Source organism: Kosmotoga pacifica, assembly GCF_001027025.1.
Lineage (GTDB): Bacteria > Thermotogota > Thermotogae > Petrotogales > Kosmotogaceae > Kosmotoga_B > Kosmotoga_B pacifica.
Genome location: NZ_CP011232.1, coordinates 883,870 through 902,378 on the forward strand (window position 1 = coordinate 883,870; position 18,509 = coordinate 902,378).

The 18,509-nt window shown below is 42.0% G+C and carries 13 protein-coding genes; 8 read left to right on the forward strand and 5 right to left on the reverse strand.

From position 1 onward, the window contains the following. Window positions 1-60 precede the first annotated feature (60 nt). Window positions 61-6,459, reverse strand: a complete 6,399-nt coding sequence (locus IX53_RS04150; protein WP_047754272.1) for a fibronectin type III domain-containing protein — start codon at window positions 6,457-6,459, stop codon at window positions 61-63. A gap of 120 nt (window positions 6,460-6,579) precedes the next feature. On the opposite strand from IX53_RS04150, the gene IX53_RS04155 reads away from it, so the two are divergent. Further along, window positions 6,580-7,353 (forward strand): inositol monophosphatase family protein, encoded by a 774-nt coding sequence (locus IX53_RS04155; RefSeq protein WP_047754273.1) that lies wholly within the window; start codon window positions 6,580-6,582, stop codon window positions 7,351-7,353. On the opposite strand, the gene rlmD is transcribed toward IX53_RS04155, so the two are convergent. Both rlmD and argS read right to left on the reverse strand, forming a co-directional pair. Then, window positions 7,331-8,659 carry a 23S rRNA (uracil(1939)-C(5))-methyltransferase RlmD gene (gene rlmD, locus IX53_RS04160; protein WP_047754274.1) on the reverse strand — a complete coding sequence of 443 codons (1,329 nt, stop codon included), beginning with the start codon at window positions 8,657-8,659 and terminating at the stop codon, window positions 7,331-7,333. The genes IX53_RS04155 and rlmD overlap by 23 nt on opposite strands. A 6-nt stretch (window positions 8,660-8,665) precedes the next feature. Then, window positions 8,666-10,294, reverse strand: coding sequence for an arginine--tRNA ligase (gene argS, locus IX53_RS04165; protein ID WP_047754275.1), 1,629 nt, complete (start codon window positions 10,292-10,294; stop codon window positions 8,666-8,668). A 267-nt stretch (window positions 10,295-10,561) separates the two neighbouring features. On the opposite strand from argS, the gene argF reads away from it, so the two are divergent. The 7 genes from argF to IX53_RS10885 all read left to right on the forward strand — a co-directional run bounded on the left by argF (window position 10,562) and on the right by IX53_RS10885 (window position 15,479). Next, complete coding sequence (gene argF, locus IX53_RS04170) at window positions 10,562-11,503, forward strand: ornithine carbamoyltransferase (RefSeq protein WP_047754276.1); 942 nt, start codon at window positions 10,562-10,564, stop codon at window positions 11,501-11,503. Between the two features lie 11 nt (window positions 11,504-11,514). Then, window positions 11,515-12,453, forward strand: a complete 939-nt coding sequence (gene arcC, locus IX53_RS04175) for a carbamate kinase (protein WP_047754277.1) — start codon at window positions 11,515-11,517, stop codon at window positions 12,451-12,453. A gap of 100 nt (window positions 12,454-12,553) precedes the next feature. After that, the gene (locus IX53_RS04180; RefSeq protein WP_047754278.1) at window positions 12,554-13,105 is read left to right on the forward strand and encodes a TetR/AcrR family transcriptional regulator; all 552 of its coding nucleotides are present in this window, start codon (window positions 12,554-12,556) and stop codon (window positions 13,103-13,105) included. Between the two features lie 15 nt (window positions 13,106-13,120). Beyond that, window positions 13,121-13,903, forward strand: a complete 783-nt coding sequence (locus IX53_RS04185) for a ParA family protein (protein ID WP_053001171.1) — start codon at window positions 13,121-13,123, stop codon at window positions 13,901-13,903. Beyond that, a complete protein-coding gene (locus tag IX53_RS04190; RefSeq protein WP_047754279.1) occupies window positions 13,890-14,336 on the forward strand; it encodes a LexA family transcriptional regulator in 447 nt (148 codons plus the stop codon). Before IX53_RS04185 ends, IX53_RS04190 begins: the two co-directional genes overlap by 14 nt. After that, window positions 14,333-15,343 (forward strand): AI-2E family transporter, encoded by a 1,011-nt coding sequence (locus IX53_RS10515; protein ID WP_053001172.1) that lies wholly within the window; start codon window positions 14,333-14,335, stop codon window positions 15,341-15,343. The genes IX53_RS04190 and IX53_RS10515 overlap by 4 nt, the downstream gene beginning before the upstream one ends. Continuing rightward, on the forward strand, window positions 15,330-15,479 hold the full coding sequence (locus tag IX53_RS10885) for a hypothetical protein (protein WP_156173099.1): 150 nt from the start codon (window positions 15,330-15,332) through the stop codon (window positions 15,477-15,479). Before IX53_RS10515 ends, IX53_RS10885 begins: the two co-directional genes overlap by 14 nt. Here IX53_RS10885 and IX53_RS04200 read toward each other — a convergent pair whose 3' ends face one another. Beyond that, window positions 15,480-17,111, reverse strand: a complete 1,632-nt coding sequence (locus IX53_RS04200) for a capsule assembly Wzi family protein (protein WP_053001173.1) — start codon at window positions 17,109-17,111, stop codon at window positions 15,480-15,482. 13 nt (window positions 17,112-17,124) lie between these two features. Next, window positions 17,125-18,504 carry a hypothetical protein gene (locus IX53_RS04205; RefSeq protein ID WP_053001174.1) on the reverse strand — a complete coding sequence of 460 codons (1,380 nt, stop codon included), beginning with the start codon at window positions 18,502-18,504 and terminating at the stop codon, window positions 17,125-17,127. Window positions 18,505-18,509 lie beyond the last annotated feature (5 nt).

Below are 18,509 nucleotides of genomic sequence, written 5' to 3' on the forward strand. Positions count from 1 at the left end.
TTTTTCATAAAAACCACACCGGATGACCGGTGTGGCGTTCCGACATAATAGATTGTATTATCAGTGACTCAGGAAAACAAAGAGGTTCTTTCCCCGGGAGAGTTCTTCAGCGTCAGTTATAATAATTTTATAAGTGTTACCGATTTCATCCTTCGCAATGACCAGTGGCCATGTATCTTTATCGAAGAACCTTCCAGTTGCTTTTTCTATTGCTTGTATTTCTTCCGGAGTGAAAAGATCAAAATATTCCAAAGAAGCCAGGCCAGTTATCGCATCTTTTGAAAGTTTTTCTCGCCCTATCTGTTTGCCGTTGTGGAAAATCAAGAGTTCGCCTTTCAGCGTTCCAGCAAGTATGAGGGTCTCACCTAACAATTTATGGGTTGTCATGCTCGTGAAATATGGTTCATATCCCTTATCGGATGAAGGGTTTGTTATAAAATACCAGTAAGGACCTTCCGTTACTGCACCGTGTTCGTCGCGAACTGTGACTTTCCAGCGATAAATGGAATACGGTCTCAGGAAACTCGTTTTGAATCTGGTAGAAGCGGTGTCGAAGATCTCAAGTATATCATCCACTGTCAAGCATTCCAATATAATATCGTACGATAGTCGGTCGCCATCAGGATCTTGAGCGATCCAGGTGAAGTCTCTGAAATCCGTATCAACAACGGCGAAATTCGATGGGGATACCGGTTCTGGTACCACAGGGGGACGATTTGCTGTGAAAAAGCTTTTGGAATCTGTCGCTGTTCCTCCATGCCCATCATATACCAGTACCACAGCTTTGTATTCCTTATTTCCGATCAGTCCGTCAGTTATATAAACGGGTGAAGCAGATGAAGAATCGAATTCAATGGGTTCAACAACATCTTTACCCGTTTTGTCCAGTATCCTCAATTTTCCTTTGAGAATATCACCGTCTAGATCAAACATAAAACAGCTGATACCTGCAAAATCTGGGTTAAGCTTTTCTTTAGGGATTACCAGGTTTACAATGGGTGCGTGATTTCTGACTACGAAGTCGAATTTATTACTCCTGATCGGCTCATTTACATAGCCATCCTCAACTTCAACATACCAGCTGTATCTGGTGTTTCCTTTGAGTCGGGGCATTTCGAGGTAAGGCTCCTGGGTCGTAGCAGAATAGACGAACTCCCCGTCTTCGTATAGATAGAAGGTATAAAATAGTGGATCAGCATCTTCGTCATACGCTCTCCACTGGAACCTTATCGTATCCGGCAACTCCGATGCCCCGTTTAAAGGGAATCCAAGGACGACATTGGGGGGGGTATTTAGAGTTTCAAACGTTTCCGTTTTAGAAATAACTTCACCACCGTGACCATCGAAAGCTTTGACATTCCAATAATACCTGGTATGTCCGGGTAGCCCTTCACTGACTATGTAACTGGTTACACCTTTTTTCACTGTAATTTTCGTCCTGTAATTTCTGTCCTCACTCCAAATCGAAAGCTCGAAGTTCAGAAGGTCACCATCATCATCATAAGCTGACCAGGAAAATTCTGTTTGAGTTGATATATCAGTTCCTTTTGGTGCGACGAGAGAAAGAATCTCCGGCGGTGTGTTTTCTGTATTGAAAAACACTGTTTCTGTAGCTAAGCCGTTATAGCTGTCAAAAGCTTCGATTATAAGTTTATATCGGGCGTGCCCCTTAAGGGGTTCTTCAAAATGGTACCTCGTGTATTCATAGCCTTTGATTTCCTTTACTTTCACTTCGTTTTTTCCATCGATCAAAATCAAGGTTAAATTGTAATTTAATACATCACCATCGGGATCGAAAGCCTTCCAATCCAGCCTCACGTCGTTCTTGTTGATCGTCAATGAGTTATCCGCTTTTAACCCATTGATACGGAGATCGGTAATTCGTGGAGACCGGTTGGGAGTTTTAAATTCTATAGTTTTCGTAGAACCTTTTCTAAAAACTAATGGCACTGGTTCTACTTCTGTGGCTTCGAGTGTGGCGATATAAAGATGATGACCCGTTAAACTATCGGAGGTTACTCTGAGCTCATTTCCTTCAATAACGGTTGGACCATAGACAATCTCACCGTTTTCTTCATCTTTGAGTATAAAGAGAAGTTTGAAGGGATCACCATCTACATCTGTGGCTTCAAAAATGAAAATGGGGTCAATACTTCCCGGTTCAAAGATCGGTTGGTAAAGGAACAGTTCAGGAGCATTGTTCAATGTTGAAAATAATCTATCGTCACTCTGGAATACCCCACCAAAATCATCACTTGCTTTAACATTCCAGTGATAATTTGTATGAGGCTTCAGAACTAACTCTGTAGCGGTCTCATCAGTTACCACAATAACGCTTTCTTCTGATCCCTCTTCTCGGATTTCAAGCGAGTAGTGGATTGTATCGTTTTCAAAGTCACTTGCTACCCAGCTGAAGTGCGTTGGACTATAAGGCACGTCTTTTCTGAAGGGATCAGGTTTTAGCTCATTCAACGTGGGCGCAGAATTAGGACTTGTCAAGTCCATATTAAATTCGATGCTTCTGCTTTCAATGCCTTCTGGCTTATCCCAGACACTCAGTGTGAGCACGTAATTGGTGTGCCCTTTTAAGCCTTTAAAGCTAAGCAGCCTGGAAAGCTTGCCTTCACCTATTGCCTTGCTTTCGCTGATTTCTACCGGAGTGCCCTCAGTGAGCTCGTATAACTTCGCCAGCAATTCTATTGAGTCGCCATCTGGATCGACAAAATCTGTTTTGACATTCAACTTATACTTATTGCCTAGCTTTTCAAACCATACCTCTACTGGCGTAGAAGGGTTGGTCGGTCGAGGACTTCTGTCCGGAATTATCAGTGATGTTGCGTATTTTGTTATTCCACCATGTTCGTCAATAGCTGTCAAGATTACGTTATAATGCCCATAAGCTGGCAAAGTTAATTTTAGATTCCCACTCGCAGGAAGTGTTTCATCATACACAGTATTCCTGTGGATACCTCTCGTTACCAGAAGATTAGCACTCACAGCTTCGAGATCAGGATCACTAGTGACCCACGAAATGCTTGCATCAAGGGTTTCAGCTCCTACAGCTTTTACTTTCAAATCTTCTATTATCGGATTTCTGTTTGGTGCGTAGAAGCTCACCCAATCACTCTCACTGGAACCGCCAAAAGTGTCCTTTGCTATAACCTTCACGAGATATTTTCTGTTACCGGTCAAAACCTTGTCCATCGCCCAGCTATAAGTGTTTGTTGAGGTGGAAACAATGGTTTCCATACTTTCGTTGTTTACGAGGATTTCGAAATTTATTGTGTCACCGTCGTAATCTTTTGATGTCCAGTGCATTGCTTTGCTCAAGTCGTGAACGGAATTATCTTCTGGCTCGATTATCACTGGTTTTTCAGGATTTCTATTGCTCACGGGAACGATTATGATATCTGAACTGCTTCCTCCGTATTTATCTGAGGCAATTACAGTTACTTCGTATTCTGTATGCCCTTTCAATAAAGGAATGCCGTTTAGTTCCACAATCTTCTCTTTGCCATCGAGATAAAGCCTGATTTTGTCGAAATTTCCTTTCAACAGTTCAGTCAAACTTATTGTTTCACTCGCTTTATGATCTATGTCAACAGTTCCTACAGGAATGCCATCGAGTTTGATAAGGAGATGAATGCTGTCCATATCCGGATCTTCTGCGTATACTGTAAAATGTACATCATCTGGATTTTGCACATCATCAGGTTTTGTCAAATTTACCACAGGAGGGCGATTTTTGGTTTTGAATACCTTTGTGATCTTTACCTTACCTACACCGAATTCCGGTCCGATTCCATCATCCAAGAGTAGCTCCAGCGTGTAGTTTTTATTTCCTTTGAGCAGAGGTATTTTCGAGAAGGGCACTTCGTTTGAAGATGGAGTTATTTCATAGATCGGCTTACCATTATACAAGATTCTTAAGAGAGCTTTCACATTATCTCCATCAGGATCCTTTGCTATCCACCTGATGATATCATTGTCAACGTCAATCAAATCGTTATCTTCAAAGGCTTTGTTGTTCAAAAATACTGTGACCTCAGGTTTACTGTTGGGAGTCCTGAAAGTCAGTGGGCTGCTATGTGGGCCTTCCCTCTTATCGTGCAAAATAGCTGTTACCTGCCATGTGTATTCGGTATGTGGATTCAATTCGAGAGTATAGCTATTCTTAGGTGTTTCATAAGTTTTCGTTTTAGTACCTACTTTCACTCTTCCCTTGCCAACCACTTCTTTATAAATTTCCCAGGATACGATAATCCTGTATCTATCAATGGAGATTTTTGGCTCTTTTAATTCCCAGTACAACTCAACTGTGGTAGAATCCGTTGTTATGCCATCTGGTTCAGCCACCCAATGGTACTGCATGGACAAACTGACCGGCGATGAATAAGATTTATCATATCCATCATAAACAAAGCCACGTATAAAAAAGCTTTCTTCTTCCGGAACATTCACGGGAAAGGTTGCTTCCCCGATTCCCTTGACGAGAGCGGTAGCTATTACAGTCGGGCTTTCAAAGGTGGAAGTCTCCGACTTCTCGTATCCCACGACAAGATCATCGCCATCCTCGTCTTTAACAACGAGTTTTATAGGAACGACGGTTTTTGTGGAATAGATGGTTCCCTGCATTGGTGATATCTCTATCGTGGGTTTAGCGTTTATCACTTCAAGAGTCCAGAGAATTCTCTTGCCGGAGCTGTCAATGTTCTTGAGAATCTTACCATTTTTGTACTTTATATCCACAGTCCAGTAATATGTTTTATGTGGTTCAAGAGTTATTTGGTATTCAGCTTCTTCTGTTTTTTCATATACCATTTCTTCTTTCCCTTTGGGATCGAGATAAATCCTCACAATGTATTCACTTATTTCTTCAGGAGTTTTTACTTTCCAGGTGAGATTTGCTGCGCCTGCATAGCTCTTTTCAGGAAAATGCGAGAAAACCGGATAGGAAGGGAGAACCTCTACTGTTGTTGTCGCGATCTTCCTGAGCTCCTGAGGTATGGTAAAACCATCAATTTCAATAGGTTGAATATCTATCGTATAACTCTGGAATGCATCGAGGACTAACGAGATACTGTTCGAGCTCACAATCTCCGTTTGCTCGGTCTTTCTTACCACAACCTTGTATTTGAAGTTATGGTTTGCCAGTGGGGCTTTCCATTTGAGAACGATGGGTCTGTCCTCTTCTTTAAACACCTTTAGAACCGAAGGGATCGACGGTGGAGGCAATTCACCAAGCAGTGTGGAAAACCTCATTTTGTATGAAATACCATCAGGGGTGTCGAGCTCAATCTCATACGTAGCGAATGGTGTTACCTGCAATGTCAGAGCCTTAGATTTCGTGTATATTGCCTGCGGTCGTGCCCCCTGTTTTCCGTAACTCACAGTAAATAGTGGTTGAATCTGATACGGTAACGTGTAACCCCATGTGATTGTAACGTTTGTAGAACCGTTCAACGTAAGAATAGAGCCATCTGGAGGGGTCGTTATAAAGGGAGGGAGACTTGCAGGAATAGCCTCAGGTAATGGCCTTTCTATCAATTCATCTAGTAGGGAGAGAGGGCTTTTGGTTTCCGATATTCTGAACTCTTCTAAGATTTCTTTTGGCACACTCATCAATTTTTCAACATCGGTAGTTGCCTTTTCTATGATAAAAGCTCTAAAGAATTCTATTAAGGTCCTTTCTAATTCAGGATATGAAAGGGATTTGAAATTGCTGTATATAGCCTGTGCCTTGGCATGGGCATCATATAACTCCTTTGCAAAGTTGAAAGTAAGGATGCTATCTGGCGGATAAGTGCTGTACTTTTTATAGTATTCTACGGAAGAAGCCTTTATTTTAGAAAGCTCATTTTTGAGCACACTGGCGGTGTCATAAAGGATGAGTTCGTAGTATGGAGTTTTTTTCTCGAGAGCCTTCTCCATAAACCTGCTGAATTCGAGTTCATTTCCTTTTAGTTGATTTAAAAAAACCAGAGCTGCTGAAGCCAGAGTCCCACGATCTTTAAAGGTGAATGCATTCAATTTTTTGATCAATAAATCGGCTATAACATTGACTTCTTTGTAATAGTCAATCACTTTTTCCTGTTCGAATTTCATTCCTGTGAGAGCTGCGTAAATAAGTAACAGTGTTTTAGAGTCCTTTACTATGGTACCCTCAGCGTTGATAACAATTGGATAGATATCGCCTTTGTAACGTAAAAAGTGAAGTCTATACAATCTGGAATGGCCCACAAGAGCTTGAGACTCCTCACGGGTCAGGCTGACTGCAAATTCCTGAAAATTCGAATATGGAGTCACTTTCAATATTTCATCAGGAGCGCGTTCAGCGATTATTCCCCAGTTTCCGCTTTCATATTGTAACAGCATTGGAAAATTGGAGATCAATTCCCAGGCAAAAGTGAAGCTCAAGAGTGAAAGTGCGAAAAAAATGAAAAGAAGCAATCGCTTCATTTCTTTCCCCCCCTATGTTGCGTAAACTGCTGTTCTAGAAAATTTTATCACAGTTCAGCCCCGATACAAAACCTGACAATATTTTTTCCGTGATGGTATCATCTATTGGGAGGTGAACAGATGTCAAAACAGAGATTCAGTTTTGCCATGCAACTGATCAAAGATATTGGCAAAGAGTTAAAGTTCAAGCAGAATATAGATAGGATTATAAGTTATAAGAGCAGCGAACTCGATATCGTTACTCAATTTGATCTCGAAATTCAGCAGAAGTTCGTCAAAGAAATCAAAGCAAAATTCAGCAGCGATGTTGTCCTGGCAGAAGAAGAAGGGTTATCCGACGTAGAACCAACAAGCGCCACTTGGGTTCTCGACCCGATAGACGGTACAGCGAACTTTGCCCATAGACTGCCTCTTTATTGCATATCTCTGGCTTTTTACGAAAGGACCGAACCAGTATTCGGGTTGATCTACTTACCCGAAACAGGCGACCTTTACGGCGCATACAAAGGGGAGGGAGCCTTTCTTAATAGCTCCAGAATAAGGGTTTCAAACAGAGATGAAATTTCAGAAAGCCTTGTAACCGTCGGAACTACCACTCTGCGTTCCGTAGAACTGTTGAATTTGCTTCATACTAATGTCAGACGTATGAGGGTTCTTGGAACAGCGGCATTACAAGCCGCCTTTGTTGCCGCTGGTTTTTCTGAGGCTTTTATAGGTTATAGGTTGAATATCTGGGACATTGCTGCTGCCTATATCATATTGAAGGAAGCCGGCGGAAGGGTAACAGACTGGAATGGAAAGGATATCGGACCCTGGAATACTGAAAAAATGATTTTTTCCAACGGACATATGCTAAGAGAATTATGTAGCCTTATAAGCTCAGTGGGTGTTTGAGAATCACGATTGTTTCGAGATGATGAGTCTGCGGGAACATGTCGAAAGCCCTTATATCTTCAATGCGGAAACCAGATCTCATAAGATAGCTGATATCCCGGGCGAGTGTCGTTGGGTTACAGGAGATATAAACAAGTATCGAGGGTTTTAGCCTGGTAATCATTGTTATAGGTTTACCAACGCCACTTCGGGGAGGATCGATGAAGACAACATCATACTTTCCATGGGCTTTTTTGAGAAAACTCGCAACATTTTCTTTCAAAACTCTCACATTTTCGAGTTGATTGATCCGAGCATTTGATTCAAAGGCTTTTACAGAAACAGCGGAATTTTCTACAGCAAGGACACTCTCGAATGATTCAGCCAGATAAAGAGAGAATAGGCCTACACCCGAAAACAGGTCGAGTAAGTTTGAATGTTTTCTCTCTGAAAGTACCCCACTAACGTAATGCAGTATCTTTCTCGCAATCCAGGTATTAACCTGAAAAAAAGAAGTCGGTGGAATCTGATAAAGTATACCGTCGATTTCTTCCGTAAGCACCGGTTCGCCATAGAGCACCCTATAGGGGCCTCTAAGGTTTACATCGTCTCTACTATTGTGGACGTGTATAAGTGAATTCACCTGTGGAATCTCGCTTTTTATACGCTTTTCAATTGGTCGAAGTTCCAGGAACTCGCTTTTTTTCGTTATCAGGATGGCCATGATTTCGTCCCGACTGCTTTTCCTCAATATCACGTGTTTCAGATTTCCAGTTTTTGTTTTAGTGTTGTAAGGCTTTACAGAGTGCTCGTTTAATAATCTCTGGAATCGCTTCCTCAGATCTTCAAATGGTACGTTGCCGAGTACACAGCCATCAAGTTGAACAGGTCTATCGGAAGCTTTCCTTTTCAATCCCAGATTGAGTTCTCCGGAAGAGTGAAATGCAACATACTCCATTTTGTTTCTATAATGTTTTTCACGAGAGGGAACCACATCGGGTATCACGACCTCGATTTTTGCAATGCGTCTGAACTGTTCCTCGACTATTATCTTTTTCCATTTCAATTGCTCCTGATACTCAAGATCCTGCCAATCGCATCCGCCACAGCTAGGAAAGCTACCACACAACTTTCTCCTTCTGAAAGGAGATTCCTTTAAAATTTCAACAGGTTCCCAGAGTTCGAAGTCTCTTTTTGTATTGAGTCTTCTTGCTCTTATTAATTCTCCAGGATAACCTCCTGTTAGGAAAATAACTTTTCCGTCGTCGTTCCTCGCCAGGGAAACTCCCCCGGCCACAAGCTTTTCAACGAGTAATTTCTGTTCCATACGGATTCACATGGATTCCGGCGCACTGACACCAAGAAGTTGCAGGCCATCTGCAATGATGTTTCGGGTTATCTCACATAGCTTTAGCCTCAGTGAAGATCTGCCCGGATTCTCAGGATCAACAACGAGATGCTTATTGTAGAAAGCGTGGAATGTCGCCGCTAGAGTTTCCAGATAATTTGTCAGTCTGTTTACTTTGAAATCCTCAATGATAGAATCGAGGATCGCTGGAAAGTCAAAAACCAATTTGATAAGATTCTTTTCCTCAATTGCAAATTCGTAATTTAACGGAATCTCTTTCATAGTAATTCCCTTATCCATGGCTGTCCTGAAAATGCTACTTATCCTTGCATGAGCATATTGAACGTAAAACACGGGATTTTCGTTGCTCTTTTTCTTTGCAAGATCGAGATCAAAGAGCATGTGTGTATCCGGATCAAACATCGCAAAGAAGTATCTGGTGGCATCGACACCCGCAGCTTCGAGTAATTCGTCGAGAGTCGAGAACGTCCCTTTTCTAGTTGACATTTTCACCACTTCACCACCCTGTTTGATGTTCACGTACTGGTGTATTATGACCTGAAGAAAATCTTCAGGAACACCGAGGGCAACGAGTGCAGCTTTCATTCTGGGAATGTGACCCATGTGATCAGAACCCCATATATCGAAGGCTCTTTGGAATCCCCTTTCATATTTATTTAGGTGGTAAGCAATATCGGTAAGAAAGTAAGTGTGCGTTCCGTCTGAACGAACAACGACCTTGTCTTTATCATCGACGAAACGAGAAACTTTGAACCACAATGCTCCGTCTTTTTCGTATAGGAGATCTCTGTTTTTCAGGATTTTAAGTACTCTATCCACTGTACCGTCAGCGACAAGGCTTTTTTCGCTGAATTGGCTATCGAATTTGACATCCAGTTTATTTAGCGTTTCTTTCATGCTATCAAGCATTTTGTTTAATGCGAAATTGGAAAAGAATTCATGGACTTCTTCATCCCAGATCCCCACAAATCTATCATTAAATTCACTTTGAATTTCTTTCGCGATTTCTATCAGGTATTCGCCCTGATAACCATCTTCAGGTAATGAAACTTCCATTCCAAAGAGTTGATTGTACCTGACCCAGAGTGAACGTCCCAGAAGCCGTATCTGCCTTCCCGCATCGTTGATGTACATCTCTCTCTGAACCCGATATCCTCTGGCTGAAAATATTCTGCAAAGCACATCACCATAGACGAGTTGTCTCCCGTGCCCTATAGTAAAGGGTCCAGTCGGGTTCGCACTTCCAAATTCGAATTGAACAGCGATTTCAGGTTCCAGCTTCCAGAACCCCCTGTTTCTATCGAGTTCCTCAACACTTTTGAGGTAAATTTCATCAGCAAGTTCTATATTTATAAAACCTGGACCAGCAACCGTGACATTTTTGACGCTGATATCTTTCTTTATTTCGGCGGAAAGCTCCACAGCTATTTCGCGAGGGTTCTTCTTGAGGTATTTTGCCAATAGAAAAGCAGCGTTTGTGGAATAATCTCCGAATTTCACATCAGGAATTTCCACTTTGAACGGAGGGATTTCTTCAATCTCGAGTCTTTCAATCGATTCTCTTACGAGTTTCTCAACCAAATGTCGAAGCATAGCACACCTCCTATATCGATTATCTTATTTTCTTTTGTACATCATAATGGAGTTTATCATCGTAATGTTTTTGTATAGTTTACATTAAGTCAATTCTCGAAAAGAACAGAAAAAATGCCTGATAAATCCATTGCAAGAGGCTCAGATATTTTACCACAGAACGGGTATTTAAGTCCTTACATTGATTTCTCCGGGTTAGATAGTGTTTGAAAGGATATGAACTCTCAGGTATCATTGTAATGACGTTTTTCAAAAGGAGGCGTGGCTATGGCGGTAAACCTGAAAGGTAAAAGCTTTTTGACCCTTCTCGATTTCACAACTGATGAGATCAGGTACCTGATTGATATCGCTAAACAGGTAAAGGCAGAAAAAAGAACGGGAATCATAACTCAAAGGTTTTTGGGGAAAACTCTTGCGATTATCTTTGAGAAGAGATCAACCAGAACAAGGACAGCCTTTGAAACAGCCTTTGGCGAGGAAGGCGGACATCCAGTGTTTCTCTCTAAGGATGACATTCATCTAGGGGTTAAGGAAGATCTGGAAGATACCGCGAGAGTGCTCGGCAGAATGTTCGATGCAATAGCTTTCAGAGGTTTTAAGCAAGAAACGGCGGAGACACTTGCAAAATGGTCTGGAATACCTGTCTACAATGGTCTGACGGATCTTTATCATCCAACCCAGATCCTTGCAGATTTCATGACTATCGAAGAACACTTCGGTTCTTTGAGAGGCAGAAAGCTCGTTTATATGGGAGATTCGAGAAACAATGTTGCCAATTCCTTGATGATAGGCTCCGCAAAAATGGGATTGCATTATGTAGCTTGTGGCCCAAAAGAGCTCTGGCCATCAGAAGAGCTTGTGAGTGAATGTAAAAGAATTGCTGATAATACAGGTGCCATCATCGAAATAACCGATGACCCAAAAATTGCTGTAAAAGATGCGGATGCAATTTATACAGATGTCTGGGCTTCGATGGGAGAAGAGGAAAAACTCAAGGAAAGGATAGCTTTATTACGTCCATATCAGGTAAATCAGGAGCTTATGGATTCGACTGGTAGAAAGGACACAATCTTCCTGCACTGTCTACCGGCTGTCAAAGGTAACGAAGTTACTCGTGATGTTATCGAAGGTCCACAGTCCAGAGTCTTCGAAGAAGCTGAGAACAGAAAGCATACGATTAAAGCCGTCATGATAGCAACGCTTTTGTGAGGAGGTCTGAAATGAAAAAAATAGTGGTGGCGATTGGAGGTAACGCCCTGAACAAACCTGGTGAAAAGCCAACAGCTGAGGTAATGAAAACCAATCTCCTTGGAACGGTGAAACACCTTGCGGACCTCGTTGAAGATGGTTTTGATCTCGTAATAACTCATGGGAACGGACCGCAGGTGGGTAATCTTCTGGTGCAGCAAGAGATAGCAAAAGACACTTTGCCCCCTTTCCCAATAGATGTGAACGACGCTATGACACAGGGATCCATCGGTTACCTTATTACTCAAACATTGTCGAATGAATTGAAGAGAAGGGAACTGAGGGTACCGGTGAGCTGCGTGTTGACTCAGATAATCGTGGATAGGGATGATCCTGGTTTCAAAAACCCCACAAAACCTGTGGGCCCCTTTTATGATGAAGAAACGGCGAAGAGTCTTCAGGAGAGTAAAGGCTGGGTTATGAAAGAAGACGCAGGTAGGGGATGGAGGAGAGTAGTCCCATCTCCAATGCCGTTGGATGTAGTCGAGATTGAATCAATTAAAGCGCTTCTGGAAGCCAACAATGTACTGGTGGCTGCCGGTGGCGGAGGCATACCTGTGGTCGTAAACGATGCTGGAGAGCTGGAAGGTGTGGAAGCTGTTATAGATAAGGATAGAGCTTCTTCTTTGCTTGCACGATTGATCGGTGCAGAGATGTTCGTGATACTGACAGCAGTGGACCATGCCTATGTGAATTTTGGGAAATCTAATCAACAAGCTCTCAAAGAATTGAGTGTAAAAGATGCCAAACGATTGATGGAAGAAGGTCATTTTGCTCATGGAAGTATGTATCCCAAGATCGAAGCTGCCGTCAATTTTGTCGAAAAAACTGGCCACAGAGCTATAATCACCTCCCTGGAAGGTGTTGAAAGGGCTCTTGATGGTTCCTTTGGTACTCAGATAGTACCATAAAATGATTAAATCATAGAGCCGGGCAGGGTGCCCGGCTTTATTTTTAATAAAAAATTATGCTATAATTGAACTGAACGAATGATTGAAAGGAGTGATGACAATGCGCGGTGAAGTAACAAGGAAGAAAATCATGGAAGCTGCCATTAAAGTTATCTCTCAAGAAACGATCGAAGGACTCAGCACCAGAAAAGTATCGGGTGAAGCGGATGTAAATCTCGCAGCAATTCACTACCATCATAGATCTAAAGAAGGTATGTTAATCGATCTTTCGAGATATGTGATCAACAATTATTTACTTCCAAAAATCGACGCGCTTTTCGGTAAAGGCCTTGAACCGCGGGATTTCATAAGTTCTATATTCAACATCATAAATGAACTGAGTAAAGAACGCGAAGATGTTCTGATTACCCTCATTTATCTGTGGTTGTATGGCAAGAAGAACAAAAGGATTAGGGAAATAATGCGTTCTTTTAAATCACAAATCGAGGAAAGAATGAAGGAAGAGCTGCTTAAACACATGTCAAAGTCAAGGACTTCGCGGGTAATCTTTAGGCTTTCTTATTTCATCTTCGGATATACACTCGAACTCGTGATAAGTGGTGAAACCATTACCGAAAAGGAAATAGCCGATATCGCAAAAAGAATTCTCTGATCCGAGGTGGTACCTTTGCCCGTCATTGCAATCACAAACCATAAAGGTGGAGTCGGTAAAACCACGCTAACGTACAGTTTGGCGTACGAATATGCTCTGGGTGGATACAAGGTTCTATTGGTTGATCTGGATCCGTCTGGAAATCTTACCATAGCTATGGATCAGGATCCTTATGAAGATGGTGAGGTAAATCTAGCAAGTATTATTTCTGAAGGTGAAAGCTTCGATGCTGACCTTCTAAAAAAGTCTGTCAACAAAGGATTTGCCACTATTGATATACTTCCATCCAACGATGAGCTTTACAGGGTTGAATCCATGGGGAATGGCATACAGAGCCTGTTCTCTTTGAAAGACTACCTTAAAGAAACAGGATTGGGAGATTTCTATGACTTCATTTTAATAGATACTCCTCCCAATCTCGGGATTCTGACTAATATCGCGCTTGTTACCGCCGATTTCTTTCTGGTTCCTGTTAGCCCGGGGAAATACGCCTTAAAAGGGCTGGATAGAATGTTCAGAGTAGCCCAAATGGTTAAAAAGCGAATCAATCGGAACCTCGAGTTTCTTGGAATAGTGATCAACAATTTCCGCAAGCACGAACAACCTTCACGTGCCCTGGAAAAGTCTGTTATGGACTTATACGGGGAGGCATACATTACTCCTCCCATCAGGAGGACAGTGGACGTTCAAAAATCCGAGATAATCAGTGAACCCATACAGCTGGCTTTTCCAAGCTCTCCAGCTGTGAGGGATCTAAAGAGACTCTCACTGGAGGTGCTAAAGCGTGTCCAGAAATAGAAAACTGGATATGGATTCTTTGACAACATTGATAAAACAGACTGTAAGAAACAATGAAAACGATAGAGAAGAAGCGCTCAAAGAATTTGAAGAGGACTTTTTTGGAAGGAAAGAAAAATCCAGAAGAAAGCTCGTAAAACCGACAAGAAAAACGAGAAAAGTTAACCTTTCTAAAGATAAAAGCTCCTTCGAACAGCTACTTGAAAGAAAGGACCTAACTTCTACTGAAAAGCTGATGCTTATTTACCTGAAGCGTGCTACGAAGGAGGAAGAAATAACAATCAGCGTCCGAACACTGGCTGGGGCTCTTGGAATAAACAAAAACACTGCGCTGGATACACTCATGAGCCTTGAGATGAAGAGGCTCATAAGGAAAAAATCGACACCGAGGGGAACGCTCGTCAGACTATTGATTGAGCTGGAGGAGTTATGAGCAGAACGGGAAAGTGGATTCTCAGTTATTTCTTTTTTTACATAACTTCACTATTCATCTTTCCTATGACATCGAGAGTCATAACTCTCAGTGTTATACTTGGAATGATCATGGTTGCACCTGCTAGAATGGTGAAAAAGAGTAGTTCAAAGAGATTACTCACTACCTTTACACTGATTGGAATAGTGGTCGTTTTTGTATACCTCCTGTACACTGCGATTCCGATAATAATTAACGGAGTGAAGAGTTTTCAGTCCGGTCTCGGAACTCTCGATATCGAAGCTTTTTCGTCCAAATTTAGGGAACCCTTTGGAACGTTTATCGAGGATCTGTTCGGGAAAGCAGGTTCTATGCTCGGTGATATTTTACTTCAGGTAAGTCTTTATATCAGTAAAAGCATAGCTTCATGGATCACTTTTGGAGTACTATTAATTGTAGCATCCGCTGTTTTAACCATCAAATCTAGACGTTTTCTCGAGCGAAGGACGGTTGAAACCTTTTTTCCGAGATGTGAAAGAAAAGAGGTTGTGAATTTTTTTGAGGGTGTATACAGAGATTTTCAGGGTTATATTACAGGTCAATTGATCGTGGCAGTGACCATAGGTACTGTCATCGGTTTGGGAGCATTCGTTTTTGGAATAAAGCAGTCACTTTTTCTGGGCCTTCTTGCGGGGATTACTAACCTTATTCCCTTTGTAGGAGTAATCATTACTGCGATTCCTCTTCTGGTAATGGGATATACTAGCTACGAAAATCCCGTAATTGGTATCATCGTATCCATATCGCTCCTCGTTGTGGCCAATCAGCTGGAAATGTGGGTTCTTTCTCCGAGAATAATGTCAAAAAGGTTGAAGTTGAACTGGTTCATAATACTTCTTTCAATGATTGCCTCTAGCGAGCTCTTTGGAGCGTTTGGAATTGTTCTGGCCATTCCCGTGGTAATATTTGTGAAGCGTTATTGGAAAACATTCGTGGTTAGGGAGGGACATAATAATGGGGATATATGATAGGGATTGGTACAGGGAAGAAAAAGAAAAAAAGCCCCCTCTTAAAAAGAGGAGGACAGATAAAAGCTTCATGACAGGATTGATTATAGGTTTTGTGCTTGGTGTGGTTTTAACTCTATTGATTACACTCTTTTGATCAAAATTCCAGTTCTATGAATGGTCTCAACTCAAAGGTAAATTTCCTGGTTGTATATTGTTCGAAATAGCTTCCAAAATATATGCCAAGATCAGTCCCGATCTTCACACTCCTGAAAGAACCATGCTTCAGCTTTAAAGTAACAATGTTTGCTTTTTTCAATTCGCCTACGGGACCTTTCCAAGATTCCCTGTCCGTAAATTCTCCTGGCTCATCACTGGGTTCGTCCATGTTTAAATACGGTGTATCGAGGGTGACTTCGCCCTGCGTGAAGTGTTCAAACTTCAGGGATATATTCATATGGTTGGCTAACCATTCGAACAACAAAGAGAAAGCGTTGAGGTCAGGACCATATTTAAAACCCAGAGGATACTCATTGGCATCTCTGGAACCGGGAAGTTCCGATTTGGTTATAGTTCTGTTCGTAATTTTCAAAAGCGGCTGCCATCTGTTGTAGATCCATGTGTCCGTGTGATAAATTTCTCCTGAAAGGCGCAACAATCCGTATGATGTTTCCTGAAAATATTCAATACCTAATCCATATGCCATGGCATTCGGTTTCCCTCTGGCACCGGCTTCTGTTGGACCTGCGAAGTCGTCCATTGTAAACTCTCCGTAGATCTGGAGCCCTTTCGCCGGAACAATCGAAAAATCTATGGACATCATAACGTTGGAAAAACCTTCGCCATAGGTATTGTGGAACACGATGAAGGGGTTGAAATCTGTAAGGTCTGGATGTTTACCTCCAACGACGTTAATTTCCCCAATCCCGAACCGCAACCAGCGATTAGGTTTGATGTCAAAACGGTGTCCTACAATGAGTTTCGATGGTTCGGCGTACACCTGATCTTGATTGAGGTCCCAATAGTGAGGATTGCCTTCAGAAACTTTTGTCTGCCTTTCCCATTCGCTACTACTGAGTAGAGGAATCACAGAGATCAGATTGAAGGTATAGGAGAAGCTACCAGCTCCCATGGGCGTAATGAAAGCAGAGCTGAAATTGTCGTAGTATTCTGAGGCGTCACTCAGCGTCAAACCATTTCTTAGCGGTCCCCAGCTCAGCTTATACCGTCCAAGGCTCGCGAAAAAATGATTACTGGAATACGCTGCATAACCGAAACTCGGAAAACTGAAATCCAGAGCCCTGATGTCCCCCTTAAGCAGTTCCACAGGGAAATTCGTCAATGGCGTGGCGCTTCCCGAAGGTCCATGACTTATGTAACTTCGGTAGTCCTTTCTGAAATCGAGGTTTATTACTGCTTTTAAGTTATTTTCAATATTGGAATCAAACCTCAGAATCATCCACGGATACAGGGTATCGTACCTGTACCTCAAATAAAGTGGGACGCATGGATTGTACCACCCGGCTCTTGTAGTAAAGGGTTCAAAATTATGAAGAGTGAGCTGTGGGATCGTTTTGAAAGAGACCTCAGTGTTGCTCTTATATTGTTTGCGATCGCCCATAAAAGCTGAGGTAACAGGAGTGTTTGGCGTGTAAGGGACTTCACCTGCAAGCAACAGCTTGGCTTTCCAGAGTGCATATGCCTCGTCACCTTTGAAGCTGAGGTTAGCTAGATTTGCCAGTAGAATTAAAGGTATTAAAAGTACGAGCAGCATCAAAACATACCTCACTGGATTCCCCCCTTTAGAAGGTATAGATTTTACTTACGCCTGTGTTTATCCTCCATCTCAATTCATCATCCGCTAACCTTATGGATATTCCAGCATATATGCCCCAATCAGCTTTTGGGTAATATTTTAATTTATTGGAAAACACAATGAAATTTCTTGTCGGTTCGACGAGTTTATACCAATCGTGCTCATATGGTGCATAATATGGGCTGTCAATGCCATAATCACCTATCATCATAAATTCCAAGCGTGAAGAGAATTCAAAATTTCCTTTGTTCCACAGAAAACTGAGTAGATGCAGAGAAACATCGGGACCATATGGAAAGCCAAAGAAGAAATCAATATCGGGCCACATACCGAACCACATGACATTCAATCGGAATGGATAGGTAAATTTCCCAATGTCAGAATTTCTGTTGTACAGGTATGGTGTAGTGTAATAGAACTCATATTTTAACTTTAGTTCTGAACGTGTTGAAAAAGTCCTTTCAGAAAGCACGAAATCTTCAAGGTACTCTTTGATTCTTTCTGACGGCCCACTTTTCCCGTAACTCCACTCAATGCCGGCCAACCAGCCGAATGCGGTGGGTCTGGAGTTTTCTCCTTCTGTAGGGAGCTTGAATTCGTCGAGACCGAACTCACCGTAAATCCTAAAACTCTTCAACAAAACTTCTGCTGTGATGAAGAACATAACGTTCGAGTGAGATTGAAAACTGTGGTGGTAAATGATAAAGGGCCCTATGTCCTGCAAATCTGGATATACACCGTATATAAGATTCTCTTCGGCAAAACTCAATCTAAAGCTATCACCTGAGACCCCCCATTTATGCCCAAAAAGAGTCTTTGGAGCACTATAAACACTTCTGTCTGCTGATATTGCAAAAAAATAGTACTCGAAGTTGCCGAATTTAGTATCATTATTGAATTGTAACCACAGGTGATCATAATAAATGGGTATGGAGGAAAGTCCGATGTCATATGTCGCCGGTCCCCACTTCAATTTTCTCCTGCCTATGGAAACGAGAAAATCTTTACTGCTCCATTGTGCATATCCAACTCGTGGATAGTTGCTGTCAAAAAAGGGAAACCATGAATCAGCAGAAAAGGGGAAATTTGAAAAATCTTTGCCCATCATGAAAGCTGAAAAGTCTTGTCTTGCTTCTATGAACATGACTGCTTCAAGATGCTCACTGTTTATTTTAAATCCTGCCTTACCAAAGGGTGGAAGAGAATGGTATCTCAAAAGGTCGTAGAGGTCAGGTGTGTAACTGCTTTCGACGGGTGGAAAGTTGTTCAGCGAAATGCCCGGTGATATGCCGACGAGGATCACGGTGAGAGAAAAAGCGATCTCACTCATGAGAAAAATGAAGAAAAGTAATAAAATACCCCTCATGATTC